17 protein-coding genes are annotated in these 17,176 nt (G+C 63.0%); 9 read left to right on the top strand and 8 right to left on the bottom strand.

Annotated elements, in window-relative coordinates; genetic code table 11:
* Positions 1–177: 177 nt before the first annotated feature.
* From Q1A89_RS10540 to Q1A89_RS10530, 3 genes are all read left to right on the top strand, one after another.
* Positions 178–840 carry an SDR family NAD(P)-dependent oxidoreductase gene (locus tag Q1A89_RS10540; protein ID WP_299727355.1) on the top strand — a complete coding sequence of 221 codons (663 nt, stop codon included), beginning with the start codon at positions 178–180 and terminating at the stop codon, positions 838–840.
* Positions 834–2,363: a cryptochrome/photolyase family protein gene (locus tag Q1A89_RS10535; protein ID WP_299727353.1), complete on the top strand. Its 1,530-nt coding sequence runs from the start codon at positions 834–836 to the stop codon at positions 2,361–2,363. The genes Q1A89_RS10540 and Q1A89_RS10535 overlap by 7 nt, the downstream gene beginning before the upstream one ends.
* Positions 2,364–2,490: 127 nt before the next feature.
* On the top strand, positions 2,491–3,153 hold the full coding sequence (locus tag Q1A89_RS10530; protein WP_299727351.1) for a peptidoglycan-binding domain-containing protein: 663 nt from the start codon (positions 2,491–2,493) through the stop codon (positions 3,151–3,153).
* Positions 3,154–3,213: 60 nt separating this feature from the next.
* Here the strand turns inward: Q1A89_RS10530 and Q1A89_RS10525 are convergent, their stop codons facing one another.
* Positions 3,214–4,410, bottom strand: a complete 1,197-nt coding sequence (locus Q1A89_RS10525; RefSeq protein WP_299727349.1) for a biotin/lipoyl-binding protein — start codon at positions 4,408–4,410, stop codon at positions 3,214–3,216.
* A complete protein-coding gene (locus tag Q1A89_RS10520; protein WP_299727347.1) occupies positions 4,403–4,765 on the bottom strand; it encodes a hypothetical protein in 363 nt (120 codons plus the stop codon). Before Q1A89_RS10520 ends, Q1A89_RS10525 begins: the two co-directional genes overlap by 8 nt.
* A 350-nt stretch (positions 4,766–5,115) precedes the next feature.
* Between Q1A89_RS10520 and Q1A89_RS10515 the strand changes: the two genes are divergently transcribed.
* Positions 5,116–6,087, top strand: a complete 972-nt coding sequence (locus tag Q1A89_RS10515) for a hypothetical protein (RefSeq protein WP_299727345.1) — start codon at positions 5,116–5,118, stop codon at positions 6,085–6,087.
* Between the two features lie 15 nt (positions 6,088–6,102).
* On the opposite strand, the gene Q1A89_RS10510 is transcribed toward Q1A89_RS10515, so the two are convergent.
* Positions 6,103–6,807: a hypothetical protein gene (locus Q1A89_RS10510; RefSeq protein WP_299727343.1), complete on the bottom strand. Its 705-nt coding sequence runs from the start codon at positions 6,805–6,807 to the stop codon at positions 6,103–6,105.
* A complete protein-coding gene (locus Q1A89_RS10505) occupies positions 6,807–8,249 on the bottom strand; it encodes a 2-isopropylmalate synthase (protein WP_299727341.1) in 1,443 nt (480 codons plus the stop codon). Before Q1A89_RS10505 ends, Q1A89_RS10510 begins: the two co-directional genes overlap by 1 nt.
* A 271-nt stretch (positions 8,250–8,520) precedes the next feature.
* Between Q1A89_RS10505 and Q1A89_RS10500 the strand changes: the two genes are divergently transcribed.
* Positions 8,521–10,179, top strand: a complete 1,659-nt coding sequence (locus Q1A89_RS10500) for an NAD+ synthase (RefSeq protein ID WP_299727339.1) — start codon at positions 8,521–8,523, stop codon at positions 10,177–10,179.
* A gap of 90 nt (positions 10,180–10,269) precedes the next feature.
* A complete protein-coding gene (locus Q1A89_RS10495) occupies positions 10,270–11,064 on the top strand; it encodes a prolyl oligopeptidase family serine peptidase (RefSeq protein WP_299727337.1) in 795 nt (264 codons plus the stop codon).
* A 10-nt stretch (positions 11,065–11,074) separates the two neighbouring features.
* Here Q1A89_RS10495 and Q1A89_RS10490 read toward each other — a convergent pair whose 3' ends face one another.
* Together Q1A89_RS10490 and Q1A89_RS10485 are read right to left on the bottom strand one after the other, a co-directional pair.
* Entirely contained in the window at positions 11,075–11,461 is a 387-nt protein-coding gene (locus Q1A89_RS10490) for a metallopeptidase family protein (protein ID WP_299727335.1), read from the bottom strand.
* Positions 11,462–11,471: 10 nt separating this feature from the next.
* Entirely contained in the window at positions 11,472–12,401 is a 930-nt protein-coding gene (locus Q1A89_RS10485; RefSeq protein ID WP_299727333.1) for an MBL fold metallo-hydrolase, read from the bottom strand.
* Between the two features lie 99 nt (positions 12,402–12,500).
* On the opposite strand from Q1A89_RS10485, the gene Q1A89_RS10480 reads away from it, so the two are divergent.
* The 3 genes from Q1A89_RS10480 (at position 12,501) to Q1A89_RS10470 (ending at position 15,788) form a co-directional block, all read left to right on the top strand.
* Positions 12,501–12,929 (top strand): DUF1801 domain-containing protein, encoded by a 429-nt coding sequence (locus tag Q1A89_RS10480; protein ID WP_299727331.1) that lies wholly within the window; start codon positions 12,501–12,503, stop codon positions 12,927–12,929.
* A gap of 66 nt (positions 12,930–12,995) precedes the next feature.
* Entirely contained in the window at positions 12,996–14,318 is a 1,323-nt protein-coding gene (gltX, locus tag Q1A89_RS10475; RefSeq protein WP_299727329.1) for a glutamate--tRNA ligase, read from the top strand.
* 75 nt (positions 14,319–14,393) lie between these two features.
* Positions 14,394–15,788, top strand: a complete 1,395-nt coding sequence (locus Q1A89_RS10470; RefSeq protein WP_299727327.1) for an MATE family efflux transporter — start codon at positions 14,394–14,396, stop codon at positions 15,786–15,788.
* Here Q1A89_RS10470 and Q1A89_RS10465 read toward each other — a convergent pair.
* Together Q1A89_RS10465 and Q1A89_RS10460 are read right to left on the bottom strand one after the other, a co-directional pair.
* A complete protein-coding gene (locus Q1A89_RS10465; RefSeq protein WP_299727325.1) occupies positions 15,759–16,307 on the bottom strand; it encodes a gamma-glutamylcyclotransferase family protein in 549 nt (182 codons plus the stop codon). The two genes, Q1A89_RS10470 and Q1A89_RS10465, sit on opposite strands and share 30 nt — an antisense overlap.
* The gene (locus Q1A89_RS10460; protein WP_299727323.1) at positions 16,304–17,173 is read right to left on the bottom strand and encodes an inositol monophosphatase; all 870 of its coding nucleotides are present in this window, start codon (positions 17,171–17,173) and stop codon (positions 16,304–16,306) included. The genes Q1A89_RS10465 and Q1A89_RS10460 overlap by 4 nt, the downstream gene beginning before the upstream one ends.
* Positions 17,174–17,176 lie beyond the last annotated feature (3 nt).

Genomic DNA, 17,176 nt, shown 5'->3' with positions numbered 1-17,176 from the left:
GGCGTGCGGTTGGGATATGTGTGGCGCATGTCATGGCCGTAGTTATACCGCGCCTTTGGCAAATGGGAAGTCTGGATTTGCGGACCACGGGCGGGTGGCACGTGCGGGTGCCTCCGGCGGGAGTTTATTTTGCCAAGTGAAGTTGATGGATCGGATTTGCCGTCTACCTCGCAGGGGATGGAACGGGTTTTGATTATTGGCGCCTCGGGCGGGATCGGGTCGGCTCTGGCGGCCGGGTTTGAGGCGCGTGGGGCAGCGGTGGAGCGCCTGTCGCGTTCGGTTGATGGGTTTGATGTGACTGATGCAGGGTCGGTGGCGACCCATCTGTTGGGGCGGGGCCCTTATGACCGGGTAGTGGTGGCCACTGGTGCGCTGGAGATTGCCGGGGCGGTGCCGGAGAAGACGATCAGGGGCCTGGACCCTGAGGCGATGGCGGATCAGTTTGCGCTCAATGCCATTGGGCCTGCGCTGGTGTTGTCCTATGCCCATGATCTGTTGCCCCGTGATCGTACTGCGGTGATGGCGGTGTTGTCGGCGCGGGTCGGGTCGATTGGCGACAATCGCATCGGCGGGTGGATCAGCTACCGCAGTGCCAAGGCGGCGGTGAACCAGATCGTTCATACATCCGCGATTGAGCTGGCGCGCAGCCATGCACAGGCCGCGGTGGTGGCGTTGCATCCGGGCACTGTGGCCACACCCTTTACCGAGAAGTATCTGGGCCGTCATCCTGCGGTGGCGCCGGAGGACGCGGCGCGCAATTTGATCGGTGTGATGGATGGTTTGACCCCTGCGCAGACGGGTGGGTTTTTCGACTATTCGGGGGCCGAAGTGCCATGGTAGGCCGCCTGATCCTGATCCTTGGCGATCAGTTGAGCGAGGACATCGCCGCCTTGCGCGAGGCCGACAAGGACGCGGATGTCATCGTCATGGCCGAGGTGGGTGAGGAGGGGTCTTATGTGCCCCACCACCCCAAGAAAATCGCGCTGGTGCTGGCCGCAATGCGCAAGTTTGCCGCGCGCCTGCGAGAGGCGGGGTGGCAGGTGGCCTATTCGGAACTGGATGACACGGAAAACACGCAGTCCATTGCCGGGGAGTTGCTGCGCCGCGCGGATCAGTTTGAAACGGCACAGATGGTCGCGACGCGCCCCGGCGAGTTCCGTCTGATCGCGGCGCTGGAGGACTGTCCGCTGGACGTCGAGATGCGCGAGGATGACCGGTTTATCGCCTCGCACGCCGAATTCGAGGCATGGGCGGAGGGGCGCAAGGCGTTGCGGATGGAGTATTTCTATCGCGAGATGCGCCGCAAGACGGGGTTGCTGATGGAGGGGGATCAGCCTGCGGGCGGCAAGTGGAATTATGACCATGACAACCGCAAACCGGCCCCGGATGAGGTCGATTTTTCCGGACCGATGCAGTTCACGCCGGACGCGGTGGTCGAAGAGGTGCTGGAACTGGTTGAGGCCCGGTTTGGCACCCATTTTGGCGACTTGCGCCCGTTCTGGTTTGCCACGGATCAGGGGCAGGCGCGGCGGGCGCTGGCGCATTTTGTGCGCCATGGTTTGGCGCGGTTCGGCGATTATCAGGATGCGATGCTGGCGGACAATCAGTTCCTCTATCACGCGCTGGTCTCGCCCTATCTGAACATCGGGTTGCTTGATCCGATGGAGGTGTGTCGCGCGGTCGAGGATGCATGGAAGGCGGGCGATGTGCCGATCAATGCAGCCGAGGGATTCATCCGGCAGGTCATCGGCTGGCGTGAATATGTGCGGGGCATCTATTTCCACGAAGGGCCGGACTATGCGACGCGTAACGGGTTGAACCATCAGCGGAAACTGCCGGATTTCTTTTGGGGGGCGGAGACGCGGATGCGTTGTGTGTCCAAGGCTGTGGCGCAGACGGGGGAGCTGGCCTACGCCCACCATATCCAGCGGCTGATGGTGACGGGGAACTTTGCCCTGCTGGCGGGGCTGAACCCGGCCGAAGTGTCGGAGTGGTATCTGGCCGTCTATGCCGATGCGTTTGAGTGGGTTGAGGCGCCCAATGTCGTGGGCATGTCGCAATTTGCCGACGGGGGCGTGATTGCGTCGAAACCTTACGTCTCTTCAGGGGCTTACATCAACCGGATGTCGGATTACTGCAAGGGGTGCCATTACAGGGTCAGCGTCAAGACGGGGGAGGGGGCGTGCCCGTTCAACCTGCTTTATTGGCACTTTCTGGACCGGCATCGGGATCGGTTTTCGAACAATGCGCGCATGGGCAATATGTATCGCACTTGGGACCGGATGGATGACGAAAAACGGGCAACCGTGCTGGCGGAGGCCGAGGCGTTTCTGGAGCGGATGGGGCGGGGTGAGACGGTCTAGCGACGGTCCCCTTTTGTCTGGCGCGACCAGTGATTTCCGTTTCGCGTCAAAGTGGTACGCGGGGGCCGCCCGCGACGAAATCCAACTATCATGTTAGGATCGGCCCTTTATGGGAAGGATTGATTCGATGGCTATTTTGAAGAAGGGCGCCAAGGGGAACGACACCAAGGAAGCCCAGAAACTGCTCAATAAGAACGGAGCAAAGATCAAGGAAGACGGGATTTTCGGACCCATCACCGAAGCTGCCGCCCGGAAAATACAGAAAAAACTGAAGCTGAAACCAGATGGTCAGATCGGGCCGATTACGATGGCGGGGCTGAAATATGGCAAGCCGTTGCCGGAAATGACCACGAAGGATTACGACAAGTTTATTGCCAAGATGAAGGTCGACTGGAAGGACAATTACGACATCCTGTCCATCGTCCACAAAACCGAAAAAGCACTGTCTGCGGCGGCCGCGGATGCCAGCAAGGAAATCAAGGCAGCCATCGCGTTCATCAAGGCCAATGAGACTGCGATGGCCGAGATCGCCAAAATGGGCGATAGCGTGATTGCCAAGCAAAAAGAGTTCAAAGCCAAGCTGCTGAAAGACCCGGCAGCGGCGGAAAAACTGGCCAAGGAGTGCGCTGATCTGGACACCAAGCTGATGGCGCTTGGGAAGAAGAAAGTGTCGCCCAATCGTACCAAGGCCGCTGATGCGTTGGGCCGGGCGAACACGGCCATGGACACCGTTGTGACGACCGTGAAGGACTGCCGCAAGGCGGTCGCCGCTGAAAAAGCCACCTGGTAGGTCGGCCCTGCCCCTGACGGTTTGATGGCATCCCCCTTGCCGGTGGCAGGGGGGGGTTAATCAGTGCCCGCCACCCCCGGCCAGACCGACACCCGAGACCAGCGAGCCCCAGACCTTGAGCCTGAGCCCTGCGGCCTTGACGATACCCGTGGCGGCGATGACGTGCCCGAAAAAGCCCGACAGGTTGTTGGTGTAGGTCTGCACAAGGCAGCCGCTGCCGTTGAGCACGATGGCCTCGTGTTCGGGGTGCAGCAATTCGAGATAGACAAGGATCGAGCCGCGCACGAGCCCGTTATTGGGTTCGCGCAAGGTGCCGCCGGGTACAACCTGTCCGGTGGCGATGGCCGGTTGGATCACGGCGATGCGCGCGGGCAGGATCGCGTTGCGGAAGGACAGGTTGACGTTGGTGTCACAGGCGACCTCGGCGGGCATGCCATCGTAAAGCGTGGCGCGCGCCACTTGGGAAAAGCCTGCGGTGATCCGCACGGGATGGTCGGCGTCGCGGTCGGGAATGATGACCATGGCCGGGCTGAGGATCAGTTGCGAGGCGGGGCTGCCAACGCCCATCGCCAGTTGGGTCACGGTGCCGTCTGTAAAGGCGCGCACCTTGGTCTTGGCCAGATTGGCCTCGGCCCCTTCGAGGGCGGCCGTGGCGGCGCTGCGCTGGGCGGGGATCGATTCTTCTAGCGTCAGGCGGGCCAGATCGACCTGGGCTTGCGCTGCGGTGAGGTTCGCATTGGCCGAAGTCAGCGCCGCCTCGGTTGCGCGCACGTCGTCTGCGCGCCCCACATTGCGCTCCAGCAGGGTCTGGGCGTTTTCGAGATCAACCGTCAGCTTGTCCACTTCGGCCTGCGCCTGCGCGACGCCTGCCTCGGCCACTACAAGCTGGTCGCGGGCCATGTTTTGCGAGGCATCGACACTGGTCAGCTGTGCCTGCGCTTGCGACAGGGCGGCTTGCTGCGAGCTGTCCTCGATCTCGAACAGCAGATCGCCCGCGGCCACGCGCTGGCCGTTCAGCACGTTGACGGATGTCACAGGGCCGCTGGTCTGGGCCACAACCGACACGGTCCGGAACGGGATCAGGCCCGAATAGCTTTTGGGGTGGAAGTAGAAGATGGTCAGGAACAGGGCAAAGGCCAGACCAGCCCACATGAACACGGCGCTGCGCATGTTCCAGACGGTCATCGCCTCACCCCGGCGTTTCAGTTGGAAATAGCGGATGACGACCGGGAAAGAGGTCAGGAGCAGCTCAAACATCGCGGGCCTCGCCATCTTTGGGTGCAGCGTCGGGCGTGGACCGGTTGAGATGGAAGCGCGACCAGTCGGCCATAAGCGCGATCAGGATCGCAGCAATCGGCAGCAGAATGTTGAAGTGCCCAAGCGGGAAGATTTCATAGAGCAGCGCGATGGTCAGCAGGGTCGGGATGGTCTTGGCCAATGGCGTGCCCGCAGACTGGTGTTCGGCCCAGCGGTCGAAGGCGGCATAAAGCGTGACCAGCCCGTAAAGCGCGAGCGCCAGCAGGATCAGGGCCACCCATGCGAGGCTGTCGCCTTCTCCGGGTGGGACAAACCAGCTTGGGACGCTGTGTGCGGCATTGCCTTCTGTGGCCATGTCGGGCTCCATCGTTTTGGACTGTGGTCTGGCACCGGCGTATCCGACGCGGGGTCGGTTTGTCTATCGCCAGACGCGCATTGGCGTCGACCTTTGTGTCAAAGCCAATTTCTGCAGTTGGTCCGTTGACCCGGGTTTGGTGCTAAATCCATGAATTTGCGTCGGAACTTTCGGCTGAATTCTGCGCATGGTTTTGGGCGGCCCACAGGGTCCTTGCGTCATAGTCCGCGGTTTGCCTAGGCTGAACCACTATGTTTTCTTGGCTCGGGCACGATTTTGCGCCCCTATGGTTTGTTCTGTGGTTGTCCGGGTCGTGATTTGAGAAGCCTATTAAAAGTTGAGATTTGACCATGGACCTTGCCACCGCCGAAGCCTTTATCGCGAACCGGACGGTTCAGAGATATCTTGCCGCGATCGACGAAGACACCAACATCGCTTTGGAGGAAAAGAACGGTGTGATCAGTGCCTTGTCGATGCTGCCCCGCCGCTATGTGAACGAATATCACAACGATGCGCAGGCGCTGGAGCGGGCGCAGGATGCGTTCAACGCCGAATGGAACCGGATCGAGACGGCGCAGGCCCGTGATGGCCGCGCCGCCATGACCGCCTATAGCCGCTATGTGCTGACCCTTGGTGTGCTGGAGCGTGACAATATCCGCTTTGGCGCCTTTGCGCGGGCGCGGGCCTTTACCCTGTGGGCGGGGTTGGGGCGCGTTTATCTGCGCCGCATGAAGCGGGTGCACAAGCTGCTGCGCCGCAACATCGCGTTCCTCAACAACCTGCATAACGAATTGCGTCGCGCCCGGCGCGAAGAGACCGAGGCGCAGGCGCAGAGGGTGCTGAACGTCGCGATCACCGCAGTGAGCCTGACCATCACCGTGACCTCTTTTGGCCTTGGGCTGGGGATTGCGGCGGGCATCTTTGCCATTCAGATGGGGGCGGATGCGGCCCTTGGGCCGTCGGGGCCGGTGATGTCGGGCACAGCGGTCAATGCCGTGACCGGGGTCGGCAGCCTGCCCGGAATGATGTCGACGCCGAATGCCCGAATGCTGGGTGCGGCCGGGGGCATCATCACCCTCGCCTCGGATACCGATGAGGTCGCTTTGGCGCAGTCCAACATCCGCGTTATCGCGGACATGATGCGCCGCTATCAGCGCGAGGCACCCCGGTTGATGCGCGAATTGAACGCCGCCGCGCGCGAGGTCAACACCGCCCGTCAGCTGTATGAGGGGGCGGTGCGGCAGGCCCGTGCCGAGGCCCGGTCGTTCCGGGCCAATGATGCGGCACGGCGTGGATTGCTGCGCGAGTTGTCGCGGCTGTAGTTCGAGCGCTGCGGCTCAGTCTTTTGCCGCGACGCAGCGGTCGAATGCGTCGATGTCCCGCGCGTCGCTGATCTGTGGGCTGCAGGTCGACACCCGTTGAACACAGGTCACGTCGAGCTTGGGGAACTGGCAGGCGGTCATCGCGGCGAGCATCGCCTGCGATGCCGCCTCTTCCCACTCTTCGCCAGCCGGGATGCCGCGCATGGAGATGCCGAGCGCCTGCGCGATGGGTTTGGCCGCGCTGTCCATGTTCCATGTGGTCGTGGCGGCGGCACCACCGTCGAGGTTCAGCGTCACGCTGAGGCTGGGGGCCTCGAGCAGGTCGTGGAAGGTGCCGAAGGCGGGGGCCTGCCCCTCGCCATGCCAAAGCCGGTCGCGCAAGGCCCGTCCGGTGCTGATGGCGTATTCGACCACGCGTCCGCGTTCGTCCTGTGCCTCGATCTCTTTGGATGCGAAGCCTTCGGGGGTCAGGGTGGCCACGGGGCCGGTCAGGACCAGATCGGGGCTGCCCTCGGGCAGTGTGATCAGCGCATACACCCGCCCCACGGGGTTGCGGTAGAGGTGGAGTTGATAACCCTCGGCATTGGTGATCATCGCCGCACGGGTTTCGAAATTCTGGATCGGGTCGGCCCAACTGTCGAGGAATTGCCAGTCGGCCCATGCGGGCGTGGCGGCGAGTGCGAAGAGAGTGCAGGCCAGCGCGCGCGCGGGTGCGCGCATCAGCCGTCGTTGCCTTGCGTTTCGCCTTCTGTGCCTTCTTCGGCCTCGGCCTCGGCGGCGGCCTCGTTCAGCGCGCCGCTGTCCCAGTCGCCGGTTGCCTCTTCGCCCGAGGCATAGCGCATCGTGCCGCTGCCCTGACGTTTGCCGTTCTTGAACGTGCCTTCGTAGATGTCGCCATTGGCGTAGGTGGCCACGCCCTGGCCGTCGATTTCGCCGCGCACCCAGTCGCCTTCGTAGACAAAGCCCGAGGCCATCACGATCTTGCCCGTGCCGTGGCGCTGCCCATCCAGAAATGCGCCGGTATAGACCGTGCCGTCGGGATAGGTTGCGGTGCCGGTGCCGTCGCGCTGGCCGTCGCTCCAGGTGCCTTCATAGCGATAGCCATCGGCATAGGTCATGACACCCTGTCCGTGGTTGCGCGCGTTGCGAAAGCCGCCCTCGTAGACGACGCCGTTGGGATAGGTCGCCTTGCCGGTGCCTTCGATCACGCCAGCGACCCAGTCGCCTTCGTAGGTGGAGCCGTCGGTATAGGTGATCTTGCCCACGCCATCGGCGAGGTCGTCCTTGAACGCGCCCTCATAGACGGCGCCGTCGGGGTAGGTGACACGGCCCTGGCCCTCGATCTGGCCCTCGACCCATTGGCCGATATAGGTGTAGCCATCGTTGCCGATGAATGTGCCCTGCCCGTGGCGGCGGTCATCGGCAAAGTCACCCTCGTAGACGTCGCCGTTGGAATAGGTGACCCGGCCCTTGCCTTCGCGGCGGCCCGAGACCAGATCGCCCTCGTAGACGTCGCCATTGGGTTGGGTCAGGGTGCCTTTGCCGTCGATCTGGCCTGCATTCCAGAGGCCGACATAGACCAGCCCGTCAGGCATGGTCAGCGTGCCGGTGCCTTGGCGCACGCCATTTTCGATCTGGCCGTCATAGACCGCGCCATCAGGATAGGTGATCACGCCCATCCCCTGTTTGACGCCATCGACCCAGTCGCCCTTGTATTCGTAGCCACCGGGGGATTGCATGACGCCTTTGCCGTGGTGCTTGGCATTGCGGAACGCGCCCTCATAGCGCACGCCGTTGGCATAGAGTGCGACGCCGTTGCCCACAATCGCGCCGGTGTCCCAGTCGCCCTCATAAGTGCCGCCATCGGCAAAGGTGATCTTGCCAAAGCCGTGCGGTTTGCCTTTGGAGAAGTTGCCTTCGTAGATTGATCCGTTGGGGAAACGGGCAACCCCTTCGCCCTTGATTTCGCCGTCGACCCACGCGCCGGTATATTCATAGCCGTTGGGCAGGCGGTAGGTGCCTTCCCCGTGCTGCAACCCGCCGCGGAACGTGCCCTCGTAGATGCCGCCATCGTCATATTGCTTGGTCAGCACTGCATCGGACTGTGCCAGAGCAACCCCCGGCAACAGGGCAAGGCAGAAGATCAAACTGCGCAAGGACATGAACAACCTCATAGATTCGTGGCCAGCCCATACACGGCTGGCGCGCGAAGGGTAGGACAGGGGGCGGCGGGGAGCAATGGCCTTAACCAAGAGTTGAGGATTGCGCCCGGCCCCGTGCGTGGGCGGGGGGCCAGCCCCCCGTCGCGCGGGCGCGACTCCCCCCGGGATTTTTTGAAATCAGAGAAGGGGACCAAGGCAGAGGTGTCGCCCGGTGGGTTTCCTCGGCCCTGCTTTCTGCTACATCGCGTATGAGATTTGAAGGAGCGCCGAGATGGCCGATACATTCCGCATCACGCTGGGACAGATGAACCCGACCGTGGGAGACATCCCCGGCAATGCCGCCAAGGCGCGTGTTGCATGGCAAGTGGGCAAGGACGCGGGCGCTGATCTGGTGGCGCTGCCCGAGATGTTCATCGCCGGGTACAACGCGCAGGATCTGGTGATGAAAGCGGCGTTTCACGCCACGGCCATGCGCGCGGTCGAGGCGCTGGCGGAAGAGTGTGCCGATGGCCCGGCGCTTGCCATTGGCTGTCCCTGGGCCGAAGGGACCGAGCTGTTCAACGCCTATCTGATCTGCAAGGGCGGCAAGATCGCCTCGCGCATTCTGAAGCATCATTTGCCCAACGAGACCGTGTTTGACGAGGTGCGCATTTTTGATGCAGGTCCGCTGGGTGGGCCTTATTCCGTTGGCAACACCCGCGTGGGCAGCCCGATCTGCGAGGATGCCTGGCATCCGGATGTGGCCGAGACGCTCGAAGAGACCGGGGCCGAGTTCCTGCTTGTCCCCAACGGATCACCCTATTACCGGGGCAAGTTCGACACCCGCATCAACCATATGGTTGCCCGCGTGGTCGAAACCGGCCTGCCGCTGATCTACCTCAACATGGTGGGTGGACAGGATGATCAGGTGTTTGACGGGGGCAGCTTTGCGCTGAACCCCGGCGGCAAGCTGGCCGTGCAATTGCCGATCTTTGACGAGGTGGTCGCCCATGTCGATCTGGAGCGCACGTCCGATGGCTGGCGCGTGGTCGAGGGCGAAAAGGCCGCCCATCCCGATGCCTGGGAGCAGGATTACCGTGTGATGGTCACCGCCCTGCGCGATTATTGCGCCAAGACCGGGTTCAAACAGGTGCTTTTGGGCATGTCGGGGGGCGTGGATTCGGCCCTTGTGGCGACCATTGCGGCGGACGCTTTGGGCCCGGACAATGTGCGCTGTGTGATGTTGCCGTCGGAATATACCTCGCCCCATTCTTTGGAAGATGCCGAGACCTGTGCCAAGGCGCTGGGCTGTCGTTATGACTATGTCCCGATTTCAGAGACCCGCGCGGCGGTCACCGCCACTCTTGCGCCCCTGTTCGACGGGTTGGCGGCGGACCTGACGGAGGAAAACATCCAGAGCCGTATTCGCGGCCTTTTGCTGATGGCCCTGTCCAACAAGTTTGGCGAGATGCTGTTGACCACTGGCAACAAATCCGAAGTGGCTGTGGGCTATGCCACGATCTATGGCGATATGGCGGGGGGCTATAACCCGATCAAGGACCTCTACAAGACCCGCGTGTTCAAGACCTGCCGCTGGCGCAATGCCAATCATCGCGATTGGATGATGGGCAATGCCGGTGAGGTGATCCCCGAGCGGATCATCACCAAGCCCCCGAGTGCTGAGCTGCGCGAGGATCAGAAAGACAGTGACAGCCTGCCCGATTATCCCGATCTGGATGCGATGCTGGAAATCCTTGTGGATCGCAACGGCGCCATCGCCGATTGCGTCGCCGCCGGGTTCGAGGAAGAGGTTGCGCGCAAGATCGAGCGGCTGATTTATCTCAGTGAATACAAACGCTTTCAGTCGGCGCCCGGTGCGCGATTGACCAAGGGGGCGTTCTGGCTGGATCGGCGTTACCCCATCGTGAACCGCTGGCGCGAACCCAGCTGAGACGCGCTTACACGGGGATGTGACTTGTGCCCGCGCCGCGCTGTGCGGTCCATGGGCGTGCTGGTTCTTTTGCTGATAGAGGGTGCGTTCATGCGGTTTGCCTTGGCTTTTGCCTTGCTGGTTTTTGGATTGCCTGTTCTGGCCTGCGGGCCCGATACGAATTGCGAGATCGGCGCACGCCACTACCGCATCGCGATGCCCGAGGGGGTCAGTGGCTCCGTGGGTGCCATCGTCTTTGCCCATGGTTATCGCGGCTCGGCCCGGGGCGTGATGCGCAACATGGGTCTGCGGCGGATGGTGGCGGATATGGGGCTGGCCCTGATCGCACCCAAATCGGCGCGGGACGATTGGGACATTCCGGGCGCGCCCAGCGATATGGCATCAACCGGGGCGCTCGAGATGGCCTATTTCGAGGCGGTTATTGCGGATGCAGCGGCGCGATTTGCAATTGATCCTGAGCGGATCATGATGTCGGGCTTTTCCGCCGGGGGCATGGTGACATGGGAACTGGCCTGCCAGCGCCCGGATCTGTTTGCGGGATTTGCGCCGGTGTCAGGCACGTTCTGGCAAGGCCCGCCTGCGGCTTGCGCGGCACCGGCCTCGGTCATCCATATCCATGGTACGACCGATCGGACCGTGCCGATAGGCGGGCGCGCCATTGGCCCCACTAAACAGGGCGATGTGATGGAGGTGCTGGCGATGTATCGCAGCGCCGGTAACTTTGGTCCGGCCACAGACGTGACCGTGGAAAATATGGACTGCGCGCGGCAGGACAACGCAAGTGGTGATGTGCTGGAATTCTGCACCTTTGAGGGCGGGCACTCGTTCAGCCGCACCTATCTCGCCTATGCGTGGGACCGGCTGGAGGCTGCGGGCAGGCTTTAGCCCGCGCCCCTCACTCCCACCACGGATCGATGGCGGCGATGTCCGCATCGGACCAGCCGAAATGATGCGCGAATTCGTGTACGACCACGTGGGTGACAAGCTGCGGCAGGGAAATGCCGGGCCGCGTTTCCCATTCATCAAGGATGGGTTTGCGAAACAGCCAGACGATGTCGGGATAGGGGGACGGATCGGTCGGGGATTTGAGCGGCAATGGCGTGCCATCGTAAAGCCCGGTGAGGTCCAGCGGATCCTCGACGCCCAGTTCTGCCAGCATGTCGGGGTGTGGCAACTCCTCGACCTGGATTGTCACCTCAAGGGCGTGGACGCGGAAGGGGGCGGGAAACTCTGCAACCGCGTCAGCGGCCATGGCGGCAAAGGCATCAAGGTCCGGCGCCATGGCCAAAGGGTCAGAGCATCAGCTGATAACTGTGCGCGGCGTAGCGATAGCCGCCCTCGCCATTGCGTTCGACATAGCCGATGCCGGGCCATGGCATGTGATAGCCGATGAACGCCGTGCGGTCGGTCGCCATCATGTCCAGCATGCGCTTGCGCGTGGCGGCCGCGGCGGGTTTGTCCATGTCAAAGCGGACCTCCCAATCGGGGTGGGCGAGCGACCAGACGTAGTGGTTGGCGAAATCCGCGCCGATCACCAGCTGCGTGCCGCCATCCTCGACCATATAGGCCATGTGGCCGGGCGTATGGCCAAAGGCGGCCATTGCGGTGATGCCGGAGGCGGGCGATCCGCCATCGTCAAGCATGGTGAACTGATCGGCCAGCGGCACGATCTTGCCCTCGAAGTTCTCGTTGCCGCTGCCCGTCCAGCCATCGAATTCGGCGGCCCCGGTGACGTAGGCTGCATTTGCGAAGGTCGGCGTGCCATCTGTCGAGATGCCGCCGATGTGGTCGCCATGCATGTGGGTGATCACCACCTTGTCGACCTGATCTGCGGTGTAACCCGCGGATTCGATGGCCGCGACCGTGCCCGCCCCGGACAGACCGGTGTCAAACAGCACAAGTTCAGAGCCGTTGTTGACCAGCGTGGGGGTGAAAAAGAACTGCGCAGCGGCGGTGGACAGGCCCGCTGCGGCCGAGACGGAGTTGAACGTTTCTTCGTCCACGTTGAGGCCAAAGATCTTGTGTGGATCTTCGACGGGACGCGTTCCGGCCAGCAGCGTTGTGACCTCGAAGCTGCCAACCTTGACGCGGCGAAAGTTTTCCTGCGCGACGCCCAGCATCGGGGCTGCGGCGCGGGTCGAGGTGGCGGTGGCCGCGGCCAAAGGCAGGGCTGCGGCCCCCATCAGGGCAGTGCGGCGGGAGAATTTGGGAGATGTCGACATGGGTGCTATCCTTGTTGCCAGATGCCTTTAACATAGCGTTGATTTGTCGCGGTCACGGCTCATCACGCAAAAATTATCGATTTTTTTGGGGATAGGGAGATGAGCCAGAAGACCAAGGTCGAAAATGTGCCGTTCCCGGAGTGGGTTGAGGGTGTCATGCCAGAGCATCGCCGCAGCGAGGCCATCGCACTGGATGCCCTGTTTCGCAAGGCCACGGGCTTTACGCCGGTGGTCTGGACCGGTGGGATCGTCGGATACGGGGCTTATGACTACACCTATGCTTCGGGCCGCAGCGGCACGTGGATGGCGACAGGATTCGCGCCGCGCAAGGCCAAGTTATCGGTCTATATCATGCCGGGTTACACCGATTTCGGACCGATCCTTGAGCGGCTGGGGCCGCACAGCAAGGGCAAATCCTGTCTCTATATCACCCAACTTGCGCGTGTGGACACCGAGGTTCTGGCCGAGTTGGTGGTGGCCGGCCTGAAGGATCTTGGCACCTATTGGCCGGTGCGCGCCACCCCCTGAGGTGGGCAAAACTGGACAAGGCGGTGCCCCTATGACAAGGCAGGGCCAAGAGCCCGGAGAGCATTCATGACAACCACCCGTTTCGCCCCATCCCCAACTGGCTACATCCATGTCGGCAACCTGCGCACGGCGCTGATGAATTACATGATCGCGCGCAAGGCGGGCGGGACGTTCATTCTGCGTATCGACGACACGGACCCGGAGCGGTCGAAAGAGGCTTATGTCGACGCGCTCAAGGCTGATCTGGAGTGGTTGGGTCTGCACTGGGACCGGGTCGAGCGTCAGTCCGAGCGGCTGGACCGCTACCACGACGCCGCCGATCAACTGCGCGCGAACGGTCGGTTCTATGAGGCGTTCGAGACGCCGACCGAGCTGGACCTCAAGCGCAAGAAACAGCTGAACATGGGCAAGCCGCCGGTCTATGATCGCGCCGCGCTGGAGTTGAGCGAGGCCGAAAAGGATGCCTTGCGCGCCGAGCGTGGCACGGGCGTGTGGCGCTTCAAGCTGGATCAACAGCGTATCGAGTGGGCGGACGGTATTCTGGGGGATATCAGCATTGATGCGGCCTCGGTCTCTGACCCGGTGCTGATCCGTCAGGACGGTCAGGTGCTGTATACCATCGCGTCGGTGGTGGATGACGTTGAGATGGGTGTGACGGATGTGGTGCGCGGCTCGGATCACGTGACCAACACCGCGACCCAAATCCAGATCATTGAGGCGTTGGGAGGCAAGGCCCCACGCTTTGCGCACCATTCGCTGCTGACCGGCCCGCAGGGCGAGGCGCTGTCCAAACGTCTGGGCACGCTGGCCTTGCGCGATCTGCGCGAGCAGGGGGTGGAGCCGATGGCGCTGCTGTCGCTGATGGCGCGTCTTGGCTCGTCCGATCCAATCGAGTTGCGCACTGACATGGCCGCCCTGATCGAGGGGTTTGATATCTCGCGCTTTGGCTCGGCCCCGACCAAGTTCGATGTGGCCGACCTGTTCCCGCTGACGGGCCGATATCTGCAATCCCAGCCGCTGGAGGCCGTGGCCGACCGCATTGCCGCCATCGGCGTGCCCGGTGACACCGCCGATGCGTTCTGGACCGTGATGCGCGACAATATCGAGACGCTGAAGGATCTGGATGCGTGGTGGGCATTGTGCCGTGATGGTGCCGAGCCGGTGATCGAGGATGAGGACCGGGAATTTGTGACCGAGGCCATGGCGATGCTGCCCGAGGCGCCCTTTGGGGCTGACACCTGGTCGACCTGGACTGGCGCGGTCAAAGAGGCGAGTGGGCGCAAGGGGCGGGGCCTGTTCATGCCACTGCGCAAGGCGCTGACGGGGCAGGCGCACGGGCCGGATATGGCTGCCCTCATGCCGCTTTTGCAAGTGGTCAAGGCGCGGTGACCTGCTGCCCCCGGAGCGTTGGCTTTGATCGGCCCTCCGGGGGGGATTTTTTGAAATCAGAGAAGAGACGGACCCATGGCTGACGCACAGGCCAAGTTCGTTTCCGGATCGCTGTTTCGTCATGTGACGGTGATGTCGCTGACCTCGGCACTGGGCATCACGGCGGTGTTTCTGGTCGATTTCATCGACATGATTTTCATCTCGATGCTGGGCAAGGCCGAACTGGCCGCCGCCGTCGGCTATGCCGGGTCGATCCTGTTTTTCACCACCTCCTTTTCCATCGGGATGGCGATTGCGGTGGGCGCGCTTGTCGCCCGTTCGCTTGGGGCGGGCAATGAGGACGAGGCCCGCGCGCGCAGCACCCATGGGCTGATCTACGGCGTCGGGTTTGGTGTGGTTTTCGCGGCCTTTGTGTGGATCAACGTGCCGCTGTTCGTGGCGTGGATCGGGGCGGAGGGCGAGACGGCAACGATGGCCGAGAGTTATTTGCGCATCATTGTTCCGTCTCTGCCATTTCTGGTGGTGGGCATGATGGGCGGCGGCATCCTGCGCGCCCACGGCGATGCGCGCCGGGCGATGATGGCGACGATCTACGGTGGCGGGGTCAATGCGGTGCTAGACCCGATCCTGATCTTTGGTCTGGGCCTTGATCTGACCGGTGCGGCGCTGGCCTCGGTCGCGGCGCGCGTTGTGATCGGGCTGACGGCGGTGCTGCCGATCCTGCGCCATCACGGCGGCTTTCCCCGCCCTGATCTGCGCGGGATGTTGCGCGACTTTGGCCCGCTTGTGGGCATTGGGTTTCCGGCCATTCTGACCCAACTTGCCACCCCCGTGGGGCAGGCCATCGTCACGCGATCCATGGCGCAATACGGGCTTGAGGCGGTGGCGGGCATGGCCATTGTGGGCCGTCTGATGCCCGTGTCTTTTGCGGTGATCTTTGGACTGTCAGGGGCGGTGGGGCCGATCCTTGGCCAGAACTTTGGCGCGCACAAATACGACCGGGTCCGGGCCGGGTTCAATGCGGCACTGATCTTTGCGGCTGTGGTGATCGTGGTGATTTCGGTGGTGCTGTTTGCCCTGCGTGGGCCGATTGCGGATCTGTTTTCGGCCACGGGCATCACCCGTGATCTGGTGTATCTGTTCTGTGGTCCGCTGGCGCTGTTGTTCTTTTTCAACGGGGTACTGTTCATCAGCAACGCGGCGTTCAACAACCTCGGCCATCCGTTCTATTCGACCGGCATGAACTGGGGGCGCAATACGGTGGCCATGGTGCCGATGGTCTGGCTGGGTGCTGTCTTGTTCGGGGCGCCTGGCGTGCTGGTGGGTCAGGCGCTGGCGGGGGTGCTGTTTGGCGTCATCGCCTGGGTTCTGGCGCTGCGGGTGATTGCGGCGGGCGGGACTGCGGATGCCCCGCGCGACCAGTTTGCCCGCGAAGGGCGGCTATTGTCGTTGCTGAACCTGCGCAAGTAGCACATCCGTCAGCGCCCGTTCCTCAGCTGTCAGGTCCTGCGCGCGCGGATAAAGCGGGGCGGCCCGGTCATCAAAGACGGGCGTGTCCCAGCCGTCGGTTGTCTCAAAGAAGCTGGCGGCCCCCGCCTCGCCGAATTCGCGCACAAAGCCTTGGACCACCACGTCGAGATAGCTGAGCAGGATGCGGTGATCGCCACCCTTGCGCTGGTGGTCGGGCGGCACCTGATAGGCCGCGATGCTGCTGGCCGGGGCGCCGTGGGCGACTTGGTCCGTGGCGTCGATGCGCGCATAGCCGCTTTCGCGTTGATCGAGCGCGGCCCAGTCGGCGTTGGGCACGCTAGCGATCAGCCCGTCGATGCTGTGTCCAGCCACAGGGTGGATCGACAGGAACACCACATCGCGCAGGGCGGTGCGCACCCAGATGCGCCGCCAGCCGTGCAGGGTCGCGATCTGGGCCTGCGGGTAGTCGTGCGTGGCCCGGTTGACGAGGCTGCCATAGCCAAAGAACCACGGCGTCATGAATCTGATGCGAGGTCTGCAAAGTGGCTGGCGACGCTGTCCCAGACGGCCTCGGACGAGGCGCTGAGCAGGTAACCCGAGGTCAGGGACGCATCATAGGGCGACCCGTCGATCATCGCCGCCTTTCCACCCGCCTGCTGGCAGAGCAGCACGCCCGCCGCGTGATCCCAGCAATTGAGGTGCCCGGACAGCATGAAGTCCATCGCGCCCGTGGCCAGCAGGCGATATTCATGGGCCGAGCAGCGCAGGGTGCCCACATAGGCCAGCACGCCGACTTTGGACCACATCAGCGCACGGTCTGCGGGGGGCATCATCCGGATGTGCAAATAGCCCTGCAGTTGATCCAACGGCTTGGGGTCGGCTGTGCGGATCGGGCGTTGCCGGCCCGTCCGGGTCTGCCAGACGCTGGGCGAGGTGTTGTCGGTGACAATCAGGTCGTCCCCGACCGGGTCATAAATCAACCCCAGAACAGGCTGGCCAAAACGGCAGACCGCGATGATCGTCCCGAACAGCGGCATGCCCTTGGCGAAGTTCCAGGTGCCGTCCACGGGATCGATGATGAAGCACAGCTCGGCTTCGGCGATGCCTTTGAGCAGGTCAGGGTTCTTGGATACCGCCTCTTCCCCCACCACAAGGGCATGGGGAAAGGCCATTTGCAGCCCGCGTGTGATCATCGCCTCAGCCGCAGTGTCGGCGGCGGTGACCAGATCGTTTTCGTCCTTTTTGGTGCCGATCTCGCCTGCATCCAGGGTGCGGAAACGCGGCATGATCTCGGCCCTGGCGGCGCGGCGGATCAGGTTGATCAGCTGGGTTTTCTGGGCCTGGGTCAAAGGCGCTGTGACGGGCATGGGCAACTGGTCGGTCATCGG

Source organism: uncultured Tateyamaria sp. (genome assembly GCF_947503045.1).
GTDB lineage: Bacteria > Pseudomonadota > Alphaproteobacteria > Rhodobacterales > Rhodobacteraceae > Tateyamaria.
This window is presented reverse-complemented; position numbering and strand designations above follow the sequence as displayed.

Bases quoted from the DNA above. Each gene is read 5' to 3' on its own strand.
- Q1A89_RS10540 (WP_299727355.1), top strand. From the start codon at position 178: ATGGAACGGGTTTTGATTATTGGCGCCTCGGGCGGGATCGGGTCGGCT.
- Q1A89_RS10535 (WP_299727353.1), top strand. From the start codon at position 834: ATGGTAGGCCGCCTGATCCTGATCCTTGGCGATCAGTTGAGCGAGGAC.
- Q1A89_RS10530 (WP_299727351.1), top strand. From the start codon at position 2,491: ATGGCTATTTTGAAGAAGGGCGCCAAGGGGAACGACACCAAGGAAGCC.
- Q1A89_RS10525 (WP_299727349.1), bottom strand. From the start codon at position 4,410: ATGTTTGAGCTGCTCCTGACCTCTTTCCCGGTCGTCATCCGCTATTTC.
- Q1A89_RS10520 (WP_299727347.1), bottom strand. From the start codon at position 4,765: ATGGCCACAGAAGGCAATGCCGCACACAGCGTCCCAAGCTGGTTTGTC.
- Q1A89_RS10515 (WP_299727345.1), top strand. From the start codon at position 5,116: ATGGACCTTGCCACCGCCGAAGCCTTTATCGCGAACCGGACGGTTCAG.
- Q1A89_RS10510 (WP_299727343.1), bottom strand. From the start codon at position 6,807: ATGCGCGCACCCGCGCGCGCGCTGGCCTGCACTCTCTTCGCACTCGCC.
- Q1A89_RS10505 (WP_299727341.1), bottom strand. From the start codon at position 8,249: ATGTCCTTGCGCAGTTTGATCTTCTGCCTTGCCCTGTTGCCGGGGGTT.
- Q1A89_RS10500 (WP_299727339.1), top strand. From the start codon at position 8,521: ATGGCCGATACATTCCGCATCACGCTGGGACAGATGAACCCGACCGTG.
- Q1A89_RS10495 (WP_299727337.1), top strand. From the start codon at position 10,270: ATGCGGTTTGCCTTGGCTTTTGCCTTGCTGGTTTTTGGATTGCCTGTT.
- Q1A89_RS10490 (WP_299727335.1), bottom strand. From the start codon at position 11,461: ATGGCGCCGGACCTTGATGCCTTTGCCGCCATGGCCGCTGACGCGGTT.
- Q1A89_RS10485 (WP_299727333.1), bottom strand. From the start codon at position 12,401: ATGTCGACATCTCCCAAATTCTCCCGCCGCACTGCCCTGATGGGGGCC.
- Q1A89_RS10480 (WP_299727331.1), top strand. From the start codon at position 12,501: ATGAGCCAGAAGACCAAGGTCGAAAATGTGCCGTTCCCGGAGTGGGTT.
- gltX (WP_299727329.1), top strand. From the start codon at position 12,996: ATGACAACCACCCGTTTCGCCCCATCCCCAACTGGCTACATCCATGTC.
- Q1A89_RS10470 (WP_299727327.1), top strand. From the start codon at position 14,394: ATGGCTGACGCACAGGCCAAGTTCGTTTCCGGATCGCTGTTTCGTCAT.
- Q1A89_RS10465 (WP_299727325.1), bottom strand. From the start codon at position 16,307: ATGACGCCGTGGTTCTTTGGCTATGGCAGCCTCGTCAACCGGGCCACG.
- Q1A89_RS10460 (WP_299727323.1), bottom strand. From the start codon at position 17,173: ATGACCGACCAGTTGCCCATGCCCGTCACAGCGCCTTTGACCCAGGCC.